The organism is Christensenella timonensis (assembly GCF_900087015.1).
Lineage (GTDB): Bacteria > Bacillota > Clostridia > Christensenellales > Christensenellaceae > Christensenella > Christensenella timonensis.
Map to the genome: position 1 here is coordinate 1,511,377 of NZ_FLKP01000002.1, position 15,237 is coordinate 1,526,613.

A 15,237-nucleotide genomic window follows, 5' to 3' on the forward strand; every position below is an offset into this window, starting at 1 on the left:
TAGGTTTTGGGGCTTTTTTATTCGCCGACATGGAGACGGACATTGTTCGGACATACTTGGACATTGTTCGGACACATTCGGACATGAGCGGTAGAAGGGAGGATAGGACTTGGAATACAGTGAATTTTTAAAGAAGTTCTACCTGCCAAAATCTGGGGGAGGACTTGAGGGATATAAGTCAAAATGCAGAACGGCGCTTTTCTTTTTTGAGAATGGACTGGACGGCATGTATGACGCTAATATCATCTGCCCCTCAGATAGCACCTATGAGAAATGGCTGACTGGAACTCGTAGACCTGAAAGTCAAATATGGAGTGAAGCAGAAAAGCATCTTTCGACGGATCACTTGTTAGTAAAGCTGATGTCTGTGCTGAGTGAGAGAAATCTAAGGAGTATGCTTCAGAGCTTTGAGGTTCCTCTTGCAATAGGCGAGTCTACTGATAAAAGAGCGTTTGCCAGAGCAATCGCTGCCCAGTTTGAAGCAATTGTTCATGGATGTGGTTCAGCGGAAAATATTGTTCCTGCAGAATACAAAAAGCTCCCCGAACCGATAGGCTTTAAAACCTATCTCCGGGGTGCTGTAGAAAGATATAAATGGATCAAGCTTCCGGGAGAGGAAGATTGCCAACTAGACGAGGTATACGTCTGCAATAATATAGGAACCTCCGCAGCTGTGTTTCCGCACAGGATTGTTGGTAACGTCATTGAGAACGCTACTTTACAGAAATTGAGGACTTATGACAGACGTGGCGAGACAAAAAGAATTTTATTGGTTGGAGGCTGTGGGTATGGAAAGACCCTGATGCTTCAACATTTGTTTCTCGAAGCCGCTGCGCAAACGGATGAGACAGGATGCCTTCCAATTTTTGCGGAGCTCAGGAATTATTCACCTGCTGAGCAAGACCTACTGTCATTTATTGTCGCTACAGTTCAGGAGTATGACGACTCCTTCTCTACGGATTCGGCTAAACAACTTTTTCGCAAGGGTACGGTTCAGCTACTTCTTGACGGGTTGGATGAGTTGAACTCCAGCGAGGGAGTTGATTTCCAGAAACGCCTGAAGGAACTATGGCACAAATATCCCGACATCCAGATCGTTGTGACATCAAGACAGAGTCCAATCATTAAGGGGATTGCGGGCTTTAATCAGCTGTACCTGCATCCACTTGAGGAGGAGCAGGTAGATTGTCTGTTGGATAAGCTATCTGCTTTGGAAAGTGATACCACAGCAAAAGCGGATATTCTATCGTTCTTCGACAGTTCCAACGGGTATGCAAGGAAAGACGGATTCATTGCGACGAATCCAATGCTTCTGACTGTAATTGCCAGAAAACACAATGAGCTAAAAGATTCAGCCGATAACAGGGCTCGCTTTTATGAGGTGCTTTATGATGAGCTGATCAGAGGACACGATGAAGAGAAAGAAGCTTTTAAGCGACTCTTCCATAGCGTGTCAGATGATAGCGAGTTCACAGAAGTATTTAGAGAATTCTGTGCCAAGACCTATATGAATGGCGTGTATGAATTTGACCGACGCACATTTGAAAAATATTTTAAAGAAGTGCAGAAAGACATTGCCTTAGTGAATCCAAAGATTTTCACACTGGCGAATTTCCAATATGACGTTTGCGCTACTGCCTGCATGATGTATGAGCAGGAATCGGGGATTTATTACATTGATCCCGGGTTTCAGGACTATTTCTTTGCAGAATACTACTACTTCTCGGACACCGATGAGGCAAAGAAGATAGGAGAAGTTCTTGCTCATAAATCGGTAAGGTCATTCAGGAATCTCGATGGTCTTCAGATGCTGTACCGGATGTCTGCTGATAAAGTGGAAGTATGCGTCCTTCTTCCATACCTACGGTCTATTTTTACAGGTTTTACAGGTGCAAATTCCGAGGAAGGATTCATACGTTTTCTGGAGAACGGTTTTGGAGATGTAACCTATACCGTCCTTGATGATACGCAGATAAATGAAGCGATACAAGGAAATAGGTTAATCAAATTTGATTGGCTGCCGGACTCAAATAGCGTAAAGAACGTGGTGATGGCTTTGGTGTTTTCAGCCCTTGATCTGGGTAATACTTTTACAATCAAAGCCCATGTGCAGGCTGTAAGGCAGAATAAAAATGCGACCCATTTTCTGGCCGGTATCCTTGATGGCTGTATGCATGATGATAATCCCGGAAAAGGAAACGTGATCAAGGCCTTTCCATATGAACTTCGATACATTGACGATGTGGGTTTCTTCCGTAATATGAAAGTTAACGGAACGCCACTTCTGAACGATAGTGGGAAGCCTATTGTGCTTGGCTATGTCTGCTCTGTTAGTCCAATCTCACTCTTGTCAGATCAGGAACAGCTTGATGAATTTATGGGAATGGCAAGGGAATCTGGACTTATAGAGGCTTTTAATAAGGTAGAGGATTTCTACAGACGGATGTTAGATCGGCAGAAAGAAAATGATTTCAGATAAGATGCGAGGTATGAGCATGGAAAACAACATCGTAAATGGGACCGAGCGGTGGGTAAGCCTTGAAGAGATTTCAACTCATCTTGGTGTCAGCAAAGATACAATAAGGCTATGGATTAAAAAGAAAACAATCCCTTACCACAGAATTGGTCGCCAGTATAAGTTCCGCCTATCTGAGGTAGATGCCTGGGTTGAGAGCGGAAAAAGTGCAGATGCAGATAAATGAAACGGAGGATGTAATCATGGCAGCAGATGTAAGTAATGATAGAGAACGCGAGGAGCTTCACCGCGCAATATGGGCCATTGCAGATGATCTCCGTGGAGCCGTGGACGGCTGGGACTTTAAGAACTATGTTTTGGGAACCATGTTTTATCGTTATATCTCAGAGAATCTGACGAACTATATCAATGAGGGAGAATGGGAAGCCGGGAACAAGGGCTTTGATTATGCAAAAATGTCCGACGAAGAAGCTGAAACGGCCCGTGAAGGACTGGTTCAGGAGAAAGGCTTCTTTATTCTTCCGAGTGAATTATTCTGCAATGTGCAGGCGAGAGCTAAGAATGACGAAAACTTGAATGAGACACTGGAAGGCGTTTTCCGTCACATTGAGGAATCTGCAAAGGGTAGCGAGTCTGAGAAGGATTTCGAGGGTCTCTTCGATGACTTCGATGTTAATAGTAATAAGTTGGGAAGTACAGTTGCTAAGCGTAATGAGCGTCTGGTAAAGCTTCTTGACGGTATTGCTTTGATGAAGCTTGGACCAGTACAGGACCACAGTATAGATGCTTTTGGTGATGCATATGAATTCCTGATGGGAATGTATGCCTCCAATGCTGGTAAGTCAGGAGGAGAATTCTTCACTCCGTCTCAGGTTTCTATGCTTCTTACGCGACTTGGCACGGTTGGAAAGACGAAGGTGAATAAGGTTTATGACCCAGCATGTGGAAGTGGTTCGCTATTACTGAAGGCTGTACAGGTGCTAGGTCAAGATGGGGTGGTAACTGGCTTCTTCGGTCAGGAAATCAACATCACTACCTATAACCTTTGTCGAATCAATATGTTCCTTCATGATATTGATTTCGACAAATTTGATATTGCCTGCGAGGATACGCTTACCAATCCCAAACACTGGGATGATGAACCATTTGAGCTGATTGTTTCAAATCCTCCATACTCAATTAAATGGGCAGGAGATGATAACCCGCTGCTGATCAATGATCCGCGTTTTGCTCCAGCTGGAGTGCTGGCACCAAAGAGTAAGGCTGATATGGCTTTTATCATGCACAGCATCTCCTGGCTTGCACCTAATGGGACTGCGGCGATAGTTTGTTTCCCCGGCATCATGTATCGTGGTGGCGCGGAGAAGAAAATCAGAAAATATCTGATCGATAATAACTTCATAGACTGTATCATCCAGCTTCCGGGCAATTTATTTTTCGGAACATCGATTGCTACCTGCATCATGGTCATGAAGAAGGGGAAGAAGGACAACAAGGTTCTCTTTATTGACGCATCGAATGAATATAAAAAGGCAACGAATAATAATGTGCTCGAAGATAAAAATATCGACAAGATTGTAGCGGCATTTACAGGTCGTGAAGAGCAGGAGCACTTCGCTCATCTTGCCACATATGATGAAATCAAGGGAAATGACTATAACCTATCTGTATCAACTTATGTTGAACCAGTTGATACAAGGGAGAAGATTGATATCAATAAGCTGAATGCTGAGATTGCAGACATTGTGAAAAGGGAAGATGAACTCAGAAAGTCCATTGACCAGATTGTTGCTGAGATAGAAGGGGGTAAAGTAGATGAGTAAGTTAGATGAGCTTATCAAAGAACTTTGCCCGAATGGCGTAGAATATAAAAAACTTGGCGCTGTTGCAGATGTAAGTCGTGGAGGAAATTTTCAAAAAAAGGACTATATAAGCAATGGCTTTCCGTGCATTCATTATGGTCAGATATACACTACACTAGGTTTGTTTGTGTATAAGCCATTAACATATATTACCGAAGAAAAAGCATCAAAACAGAAGAAAGCACAACCAGGTGATGTGATTATGGCTGTGACAAGTGAAAACATAGAGGATGTTTGTAAATGTGTAGCGTGGCTTGGGAATACCGAAATCGCAGTGAGCGGTCATTCGGCCATTATTCATAGCTCATTAGATACTAAATACTTAGTATATTATTTTAGATCCTCAATGTTTTATTCTCAGAAACTTAAGCTTGTTCATGGTACAAAGGTGATAGAAGTCACTCCAGATAAGCTAAACGATATTGTGATTCCAATACCTCCTATAGAGGTACAACGTGAAATTGTCCGTATTCTGGACAATTTCACGGAGCTTACCGAGGAGCTTACCGAGGAGCTTACCGCGAGAAAACAGCAGTATGAATACTATAGAAATGGTCTTCTTACATTTGGTAATAATGTAAGAACTGTTGAATTAAAGGATATTGCTGAAATCGGGACTGGAAGCAGCAACACAAATGAAGCGGTAGAAGACGGCAAGTATCCTTTCTTTGTTCGGTCTCAAGAACCTCTTAGGATGAACAAGTACGAATATGATGAGACCGCGATAATAACTGCAGGTGATGGTGTTGGTGTAGGGAAGGTCTATCACTATGTGGAAGGTAAATATGCGTTGCATCAAAGAGCATATCGTATCCATATAACGTCGCCTGATGTGATACCTCGGTATTATTTTCATTATATGAGGTCAGCATTTTTACCATACATTGAAAAAACGATGTACCAGGGTTCTGTTGCGTCTATAAGGCGTCCGATGCTAGATTCTTTTCCCGTACCGGTTCCTCCGTTGGAAGTTCAGAGAAAGCTTGTGAATGTCCTGGATAATTTTGAGGCAATTTGTACAGATCTGAACATAGGCTTGCCTACTGAAATTGATGCCCGTCAGAAGCAATATGAATATTACCGTGATCAGCTCTTGACATTCGCTGAGACCGGCAACACGCTCGTGACAGACAGACAGACAGACAGACAGACAGACAGACAGACAGACAGACAGACAGACAGACAGACAGGCGCTGATTAAGCTTTTGCAGTATGTGTTTGGTTATGCACCGATGAGGATAGATCAAATATGTAAAATCGCTAGAGGAAAGGTGATCTCAAAAAAGGATATAGAGGCACATCCTGGAAATTATCCAGTGTATTCTTCACAGACAGAGAACAATGGCGAATTAGGGAAGATTGATTCGTACATGTATGACGGAGAATATCTTACATGGACTACAGATGGGGCAAATGCTGGTACGGTATTTTTGAGAGATGGGAAATTTAACATCACGAACGTATGTGGCCTTTTACAACCAGATACAACGAAGGTAGATATTCACTATTTGTTCCATGCATTGTCTGTTACAGCACGATCTTATGTGAGTGCGGGAATGGGAAACGCCAAGCTTATGAGTAATGTAATGGGGAGTATTGTTATAGCGCTTCCGCCTATTCGAAAACAAAAGGAGATTTCGAAGAAACTGGATGATTTTGAAAGAATTTGCAACGATCTTTCTTCTGGCCTTCCTGCCGAGATAAGCGCTCGCCAGAAGCAATACGAATATTACAGGGATCAGCTGCTTACCTTTAGAGAAAAACAAGCGTAAAGAAAAGGAGTGATGATTATGCCGTACTTTAATATAGTCGCCGAGACAAATGAAAACACGGTTGTAACAGAATATGAGCCAGTACGGCAGCGTTCCGATGCTTATCAGAGCGAGGCCGCTCTTGAGAAGGAGTTCATTCGAATTCTCTGTGAGGAAGGATATACATATCTTCCTATCCATACAGAGGAGGATCTGATCAGGAACGTCCGTAAGCAGCTGGAGGAACTGAATTCATATAAGTTCAGCGACAGCGAGTGGGATCGTTTCTTCAATGATGTCATTGCAAATAAGAACGAAGGAATCGTAGAGAAGACTGCTAAGATACAGGAAGATAATATTCAGGTCCTAAAGCGCGATGATGGTATGTCAAAGAACATTACCCTCATCGATAAAAAGAACGTTCATAGCAATATCCTGCAGGTAATCAATCAATATGAGGTGAGCACAGAAGAGGGTGCAAGGCATGATAACCGTTATGATGTGACTGTTTTGGTGAATGGTCTGCCTTTGGTTCATATTGAGCTAAAACGGCGTGGAGTTCCGATTCGGGAAGCGTTCAATCAGATAAACCGATATCAGAGAGATTCCTTCTGGGCAGGATGTGGATTATTTGAGTACGCTCAGATCTTTGTGATCTCAAATGGCACGAACACCAAGTACTATTCTAATAGCACCCGGTTCAATGCCATTAAGGATGCCAAGTCAGGAACTACGAAGAAGGAGAAAACCAGCAACAGCTTCGAGTTCACATCCTTCTGGGCTGATGCCAATAATAAGCCTATTACGGACCTGATTGATTTTGCTAAGACCTTCTTTGCTAAGCACACCATTCTGAACATCCTGACCAAGTACTGTATTTTCACATCAGAGAACATGCTGATGGTCATGAGGCCATATCAGATCACGGCTACCGAGCGTATCATCAACAGAATCGAGATTGCGCACAACTATAAGAAATATGGCGATATCGCTGCCGGAGGATACATCTGGCATACGACGGGGTCGGGTAAGACTCTTACTTCCTTTAAGACTGCCCGAATTGCGTCACAGCTTCCTTTTATAGATAAGGTGCTGTTTGTCGTTGATCGTAAGGATCTGGACTACCAGACCATGAAGGAATATGACCGTTTCGAGAAAGGAGCCGCTAACAGTAACACGTCCACCAAGGTTCTGGAACGGCAGCTCTCTGACAGGAAGTCGCATATTATCATTACGACGATCCAGAAGCTCTCAACCTTCATTAAGCGAAATAAAGAGCACGACGTCTACAATAAGCAGATCGTCATCATCTTTGATGAGTGCCACCGCAGTCAGTTTGGCGATATGCATGCTGCCATAGTACGCTATTTCCAGAAGTATTATATGTTTGGATTTACCGGGACACCAATTTTTCCAGTGAATGCCGGAAACAGTGTAAAGAATGCCAAGTTCGCAACAACGGCACAGACCTTTGGCGATTGCCTGCACACCTATACGATTGTTGATGCCATCAATGACAGAAATGTCCTCCCCTTCCGAGTGGATTATATCAAGACGATGGATAAGGATGATGACATTGATGATGAAGAAGTCTGGGATATCGATAGACAGAAGGCATTTGAGGCCCCGGAGAGGATTTCTCTTGTTGCGAATTATATTCTTGATCATTTTGACCAGAAGACATACAGAGGAAATAAAACCTACATCTATAACTCGCTAATGAATATTTCCGAAGTGGCATCTGCAGACAGAGGGAAGGTCGAGGAAATAAAACAGAAGCAGAGGCTCAGTGGATTTAACTCCATTTTTGCAGTTGCGTCTGTTCCGATGGCTAAAATGTATTATGAAGAATTTCGTAAGATCATGAAAAAGGATCCTACGAAGAATCTGAAGATTGCCGTTATCTATAGTTATGCAGCAAATGAAGAGGAAATCGATGGCCTGCTTGGAGAGGAGAATTCCGAGGATACATCCAATCTTGATAAGTCATCGCGGGACTTCTTGGAATCTGCTATCTCAGATTACAACAAGATGTTCCATACGAACTATGATACATCCAGCGATAAATTCCAGAACTACTACAAGGATGTATCCCTCCGGATGAAGAATAAAGAGCTTGACATGCTCATTGTAGTGAATATGTTCCTGACCGGATTCGATGCCACTACGCTTAATACTTTATGGGTGGATAAGAACCTGAAGATGCACGGCTTGATTCAGGCATTCAGCCGTACAAACAGAATTCTGAATAGCATTAAAACATTCGGAAATATTGTGTGTTTCCGGCCATTGCAGAAACGTGTTGACGCAGCTATTTCTCTTTTCGGAGATAAGAATGCAGGTGGCATTGTACTGCTCCGCAGTTTTAAAGATTACTACTTCGGCTATGAATCCACAGATGGGAAGCAGATGCCGGGTTACAAGGACATGATTGAGGAGCTGACCAGCAAATTCCCAGTCGAAGAGCCAAGAATTGAAGGCGAACAAAACCAGAAGGATTTTATTAGTCTTTTTGGCGCAATCCTTCGTATGCGTAACCTACTTTCATCTTTTGATGACTTCGCTGGCAAGGAGATTATTTCCGAGCGAGACATGCAGGACTATCTGGGAAGGTATCAGGACCTGCATGATGAGTGGGAAAGACGTAGGAAAAATGAAAAGAGTACAGACATCACGGATGATATTGTCTTTGAAATTGAGCTGGTAAAGCAGATCGAAATCAATATCGATTACATCCTGATGCTTGTCAAAAAGTATCACGATACACATTGTGAGGATAAAGAGATTCTGGTTTCCATCAATAAGGCGATTGATTCTAGCCCTGAACTCAGAAGTAAAAAGCAGCTGATTGATAACTTCATTGATGGCCTTAACGAAGTCGATGACGTGATGAATGAGTGGAATGAGTATGTTTCCAAACAGCGCGAGGAGGATCTAGCCCAAATCATTAAGGACGAGAGACTGAAGCCGCAGGAGACTAGGGACTTTATTGAGAACGCATTCCGTGACGGCGAGGTGAAGACGTCAGGAACAGACATTGATAAATTGATGCCGCCTATCTCCAGATTTGGTAATTCAAATCGTGACGCGAAGAAGCAGACCATTATCGATAAGCTGAAGACCTTCTTTGAGAAGTATTTCGGTATTGGGACAATGTTTAAGAGCAAGCAGGACCAGTAGAAAGAGCTGTGATAGAAAGGTATAGCAATGCAGAAAATAGATAAAACAGATACGCTCAAGACGATTCTGAATGAGCGAAAATATACTGTTGACTATTTCCAGCGAGAGTACCGCTGGGGGCAGAAGCAGATCACTCAGATGCTTGACGATTTTCAGAGCACCTTTGAGGAGTTCTATAATCCGGATGACCATGATACACCAGAAGAGGTCATGCGGTATGGCTTCTATTACATGGGCTGCATCATTTGCACTGGTGGCTCTGTAAAGAAAATCATTGATGGCCAGCAGCGACTGACGTCATTGACGCTGCTCCTGATTTACTTGAATAATCTTCAGAAAAAGACGGCAGCGGACCCCGACAGAATTGTGAAGTTGGATACCCTGATCTATTCGGACCACTTCGGGAAGAAGAGCTTCAATGTTGATGTGAAGGAACGTGAGGCCTGTATGCAGGCGCTTCTTCAGGAGGATTCGACATATACTCCTGTAAATGAGAGTACCAAGACCATGGTCGACCGTTATCAGGACATTGTGGATTACTTCCCGGATGACCTGAAAGGAGAGGCTCTACCATATTTTATCTACTGGCTGATCGAGAAAGTGCTGCTTCTTGAGATCGATACACCCTCTGAGGATGAAGCACACACGATCTTTTTGACAATGAATGATCGCGGCCTTAGTCTGAACAGCGCTGAGATGCTGAAGGCTTATATCATTCAGCAGGTGGCAGAGGAAGACAGAATTTCTGTTAATCATGTATGGCAGGATAACATCAACAGGATCAAGGATGCCTCGTCCTATGACACCAGCGGAGTAGTGAATACCGAGGACGTGGACTTTATCTCAGTCTGGCTTAGGGCCAAGTATGCAAACTCCCTCCGCGAGACAAAGAAAGGCGCTAAAGACGAGGACTATGAGCTGCTAGGTGAGAAGTTTCACACCTGGGTGAGAAACAATGCCAAGCAGAAGATGGGGCTTGAGAAGCCGAAAGATTTCAAAGAGTTTGTGCTCACGGAGATGACGCGGGTTACAAATCTCTACCTTCGGATGAAGCAGTATGGAGAGAAGCTCACTGCCGGATATGAAGAGGCTTTTTATAACACGAACCGTGATCTCTCGTGGCAGACGATGCTGGTTATTGCGGCTGTGAAGAATGACGATACCGACGATCTCGTGAAAACAAAGATCCAGATGGTCACAAAATTCGTGGATGACTTTGCTACGATCCGTATTCTGAATTTCCGCAAGGTCAATTGGAATACCAATAAATACCTGCTCTTCCATGTGATGCAGGCTATCCGTAACGAGGATATCAAGACGATTGGCATGTTTTTTGTGCGGACACTTCGTCAGATGGATATCGGTGTGGAGGGTATTACAAAGTTCAGTCTGAACCAGTTCTCCGGACGGTATATGCTCCATATCCTTGCCCGCTTCACCTCTTACGTCAACGTGAGGATGGGCAATCCGTCACATTTTGAGGAGTATGTAGATCGGAAGCGGCAGGGTAATACATACGATATTGAGCACATCCTTCCGGACAAGTATGAGGACTACAAGGATTCTTTTATCGATTATGAGGATTTTGAGGAGACGAGGAATCAGATCGGTAACCTGATCCTCCTTACCAGAGATAAGAACCGCAGCTATCAAGCAATGAATTATTCTGACAAAGTGCAGAAGTATGCCGGGGACAATGTGCTAGCACAGGCCTTGAACGACAATGCCTACCACAATAATCCGAAGTTCCTTGAGGTTGCGAACGAGTATGGCATGCATTCAATTCCTGTATTTAGCAAGACAAGTATCTCGGACCGTGCGGAAATCTATATGAAGATGGCCAGCGACATCTGGAACGCAGATGATATCAAAAAGCTGGCTGGAGGATGGTCCGACGAAGAAGAGAAGCAGCTCTTCAAAAATGTCAAAGGCCGTGAGTTTACTGTAGGCTATGCGAACCGGAGCTGGGCAGATGCTCTGAAGTACGGGTTCCTCTCCGCTAACCTTGGTGGAAGTGGAAAGTCAATCTATAACGTACAGGTCGGTGATACGGTTTTCTGCCATATTGCTGGATCTGGCTTTGTCGGTATCGGTGAGTGCACTTCGACAGCTGTGCCTATGAAGAACTTTACGGTTCAGGTCGACGGCGTATCTACACCAATAAGCGATACACCGTGGATTTCAGAAGAAGCCAAGAAACAGCTGGATCCCAATAAAGAGGTCTTTATAGGAATTGCTTGGAAGAAGTATGTCACTGACCCTGCAGACGGCTACTGGGAGAAGGGAATGACCAGTGTTCCATTGGTCGCCTATATGCTCAGCGATAAAACCACACACGATAGGGTAAGAGAACATTTTGGCTACGAGGAGGAGAATTGAACCATTTAACGACTATCAAACCTTTTAACGATATATACACTTTTTAACGATTACAGGATTTCACAGAAAGGAGGGGGTGCACTTTGGGAACAGCAGCAACATTACAGAGAGGAGCATTTCCTCTTTTTGTGTATCTGAATGTCGCAAGCCGGGCTTCCGGAACCGAAGAAAAGCCTTTATTTCAGGCTTTCCCGGCTACTTTTGACCGCACTGTCACAGATAGGCATTGTATCAAAGACGGTATGAAGATAGACCCGGCCTGTGGAACAGGCGGATTTTTGACCAGCGTAATTGATCGTTTTACTGTCAACACAACCGAGGAATATAAAACCTTGCAACGCACGATTAAGGGCATTGAGAAAAAGCCTTTTCCGTATCTGCTTTGCGTCACCAACCTGATTGCACACGGCATTGATGTGCCCGATATTCGCCACGATAATACCCTGCGCACCCCTACGACAGATTATACAGCGAAGGACAAGGTGGATGTTATTGTCACCAATCCGCCGTTTGGCGGCGCAGAGGAAAAAGCGATTTCGCAGTCTGTTCCCGCAGAGCTGCGCAACTCTGAAACTGCCGATTTGTTTTTGGTGCACATGATGGCACTCCTAAAAGACGGTGGACGCTGTGGCCTCGTTTTGCCAGATGGCTTTCTGTTTGGGACTGGTGTTAAAGCTGCCATCAAGAAGAAGTTGCTGGAAGAATGCAATCTACACACCATTGTTCGCTTGCCCAAGGACGTATTTGCTCCCTATACAAACATCAACACTAACTTGCTGTTTTTCACAAAGGGAACTCCTACAAAGGGCATCTGGTACTACCGACTGGAAACGCCAAAGGGGTATAAACATTTTTCCAAAACCCGCCCCATGTTGGATGAGCACTTCCAGCCGGTACGTGATTGGTGGAAAAACAAAGTGGAAAGCGATGTGTCGCAGTTTGTGCCAGCGGAAGATATCGCCGCCGCTGACTATAATCTGGATTTCTGCGGTTTCCCGCATGATACAGAAGAAATCTTGCCGCCGGAGCAGTTTATTCCGCAGTATCTAAATGAAAAGGCCGTTCTTTCCGCCCGCATTGAGGAAATCTTAGGGCGCATTTCTGCTGCCATGACGCAGGAGGACATGCTATGAAAGCCGCAGATTTGAGAAAGGCAATTTTACAGGCGGCAGTTCAGGGCAGGCTGGTGCCACAGGATAAAAACGATGAGCCTGCATCCGAATTGCTCAAACGGATACAGGTTGAAAAAGCTGCACTTGTTAAAAATGGTAAGCTAAAAAAAGAAAAGCCTTTGCCGCCAATTACAGAGGATGAAGTTCCATATGACTTGCCAAATGGCTGGACATGGTGTCATGTCGGTGATATAACGGTAATTAATCCAAGAAATTCTTTAAGCGATGAGATAAAAGTTTCCTTTCTCCCCATGTCATTGATTTCTCAGGAATACTTCGGTGGGCATCAGCAGGAAATTAGATTTTGGGAAGAAGTAAAAAGTAATTTTTCTCATTTTGCGGAAGGCGATGTTTTGCTTGCTAAGATTACGCCATGTTTTCAAAACGGGAAATCTTGCATTGCACATAATCTCTTATCTGGATACGGAGCAGGCACAACAGAGCTTCATGTTTTGAGAAGTATCTTGGTAGATTCTCAGTATCTGCTTTTATTTTTGAAAAGTCCAGTTTTTATCACGGTCGCTGCCAAGAACATGACTGGCACAGCTGGACAGCAGCGTGTGCCTACCAGCTATCTTAAAATGTTTCCATTTTCCGTTCCACCTCTTGCCGAACAGCAGCGCATTGTCGCTAAAGTTGACGAGTTAATGGCCATGTGTGACGAGTTAGAGGCCGCTGAAAAAGAATTGGATGCTCTGGAAGAACACTTTTTTGACTATCTGCCAAAGTCCATTTTGCAGGCGGCAGTACAAGGCAAGCTGGTGCCGCAGGATAAAAACGATGAGCCTGCATCCGAATTGCTCAACCGGATACAGGCTGAAAAGGCTATACTTATCAAAGAGGGCAAACTCAAAAAAGAAAAGCCCCTGCCACCGATTTCGGAAGATGAAATACCGTATGACCTGCCAGATGGATGGGTGTGGTGTCATATTGGTGACATTCATCAAATTATTCGAGGTATAACTTTTCCGTCTGCTGCTAAACATAACCAAATCGGTGCTGGATTGGCGCGTTGTGCAACGACGGGATCGGTTCAAAAGGAATACAATGAAGCCGCAGATGTATTCATTCCAATCGAATACGTTAAGCGTGAAGACCAGTGGCTAAAGGAAAACGACATTATTATGTCGACTGCAAATTCGAGAGAACTTGTCGGAAAAACATGTATTTGGCGTGAAAACAAGAAAAGAACTTTTGGAGGATTTCTTACCACACTCCGTCCATTGGGCGAAATAATAGCTGCCTATTCTTATTATGCTTTTAAGTATATGCAAGCTACTGGAGCCTTCAATATTTCGTCCACTCAGACAACCAACATTGCGAACATCAATAATGAAATATTGAAAAATACATTATATCCACTTCCTCCGATTGCAGAACAGCAACGCATAGTTGCCAAAGTAAATGAGCTGATGGCTATGTGCGACGAATTAAAGCATGTTGCCGAACCGCCGATCTGCCATGATAATGTGATACCGTTTCCAGAGGTACCAAAAGAAAAAGATGAACCGATTGCGATGGCCGCTCGCGGGGAAGTGGAGGGTATGTCCGACCAGGCAAAGCAAGCGATTGAAGATTTGTTTGGAGAGGATGGATGATGAACGTTGTCCCAACTCCTGCGGCAAAAGTAGAACAGGTTTTGGCAAGTATGGGAATCACCGATCCACCCGCCCTCCATTTAGATGAGATAGCAAAATCACAAAACATTCGTGTGGGCAAAAAAGAACTTCCCGATGATCCGAATCTCAGCGGTCTACTGTTGTTTCGCGGCGAGAAGCGCGCCATACTCATCAATACATTTATCCATAACACAGGACGCATCAATTTTACTTTTGCCCATGAGTTAGGGCACCATTTTTTGCAGCATTCCCCAACTTATTTCTCTGATGGGCAGCAAGGTTTTCGCTGTTCGCCGGAGGATATGCAAACCGGCATTCATTCCAAAGAAACAGAAGCCAATCGTTTTGCATCGGCTTTACTGATGCCGGAAGAACAGTTTTACCTTAGCATGGCGGGCGCGGTTTTAGACTATACCCTCATCAACAACCTTGCCCGACAGTTCTATGTTTCAAAGCACGCCTGCTGTAATCGTCTGCTTGAATTCACAAAAGAGCCTTGTATTGTGATTCGCAGTCAAGGCTATCTGATTACAGAAATAAGAGCTTCCGCAGCGGCCCGCCGCAAATTGCCAGCACTGAAACAGGTTCCGCCGGGTACTGTGTCCTACGAGGCAATCACAGCAAAGCGAAATCAAAATGCTTTTGAAGTAAGTGATTCTACAAAATGGTTCTTGAGGCCCAACTCATCTATTCAACTTTATGAGTGGACAAGGGGCGATTGGGAACACGGCGTGGCGATGACAATTTTGAGATGGTAAGCGGCTCACAAGCAAGTATACCTGCCGCCGCTCTCTGAAA

10 protein-coding genes are annotated in these 15,237 nt (G+C 44.1%); all 10 read left to right on the plus strand.

From position 1 onward, the window contains the following. The first annotated feature begins 109 nt into the window (after positions 1 to 109). The 10 genes from BN6471_RS08640 (at position 110) to BN6471_RS08685 (ending at position 15,197) form a co-directional block, all read left to right on the plus strand. Entirely contained in the window at positions 110 to 2,479 is a 2,370-nt protein-coding gene (locus tag BN6471_RS08640) for an NACHT domain-containing protein (RefSeq protein ID WP_066647780.1), read from the plus strand. 16 nt (positions 2,480 to 2,495) lie between these two features. Beyond that, on the plus strand, positions 2,496 to 2,702 hold the full coding sequence (locus BN6471_RS08645; protein WP_066649992.1) for a helix-turn-helix domain-containing protein: 207 nt from the start codon (positions 2,496 to 2,498) through the stop codon (positions 2,700 to 2,702). A gap of 16 nt (positions 2,703 to 2,718) precedes the next feature. After that, a complete protein-coding gene (locus BN6471_RS08650) occupies positions 2,719 to 4,299 on the plus strand; it encodes a type I restriction-modification system subunit M (protein WP_066649993.1) in 1,581 nt (526 codons plus the stop codon). After that, on the plus strand, positions 4,292 to 5,539 hold the full coding sequence (locus BN6471_RS08655) for a restriction endonuclease subunit S (protein WP_066647783.1): 1,248 nt from the start codon (positions 4,292 to 4,294) through the stop codon (positions 5,537 to 5,539). Before BN6471_RS08650 ends, BN6471_RS08655 begins: the two co-directional genes overlap by 8 nt. 13 nt (positions 5,540 to 5,552) lie before the next feature. Further along, positions 5,553 to 6,110 (plus strand): restriction endonuclease subunit S, encoded by a 558-nt coding sequence (locus tag BN6471_RS08660; RefSeq protein WP_242861878.1) that lies wholly within the window; start codon positions 5,553 to 5,555, stop codon positions 6,108 to 6,110. Between the two features lie 18 nt (positions 6,111 to 6,128). Beyond that, positions 6,129 to 9,269, plus strand: a complete 3,141-nt coding sequence (locus BN6471_RS08665) for a type I restriction endonuclease subunit R (protein ID WP_066647789.1) — start codon at positions 6,129 to 6,131, stop codon at positions 9,267 to 9,269. Between the two features lie 27 nt (positions 9,270 to 9,296). Beyond that, complete coding sequence (locus tag BN6471_RS08670; RefSeq protein ID WP_066647792.1) at positions 9,297 to 11,648, plus strand: DUF262 domain-containing protein; 2,352 nt, start codon at positions 9,297 to 9,299, stop codon at positions 11,646 to 11,648. Positions 11,649 to 11,731: 83 nt separating this feature from the next. Next, positions 11,732 to 12,781, plus strand: a complete 1,050-nt coding sequence (locus BN6471_RS08675) for an HsdM family class I SAM-dependent methyltransferase (protein WP_242861854.1) — start codon at positions 11,732 to 11,734, stop codon at positions 12,779 to 12,781. Continuing rightward, positions 12,778 to 14,418, plus strand: coding sequence for a restriction endonuclease subunit S (locus BN6471_RS08680; RefSeq protein ID WP_052740621.1), 1,641 nt, complete (start codon positions 12,778 to 12,780; stop codon positions 14,416 to 14,418). Before BN6471_RS08675 ends, BN6471_RS08680 begins: the two co-directional genes overlap by 4 nt. Continuing rightward, the gene (locus BN6471_RS08685) at positions 14,415 to 15,197 is read left to right on the plus strand and encodes an ImmA/IrrE family metallo-endopeptidase (protein ID WP_235843846.1); all 783 of its coding nucleotides are present in this window, start codon (positions 14,415 to 14,417) and stop codon (positions 15,195 to 15,197) included. Before BN6471_RS08680 ends, BN6471_RS08685 begins: the two co-directional genes overlap by 4 nt. Positions 15,198 to 15,237 lie beyond the last annotated feature (40 nt).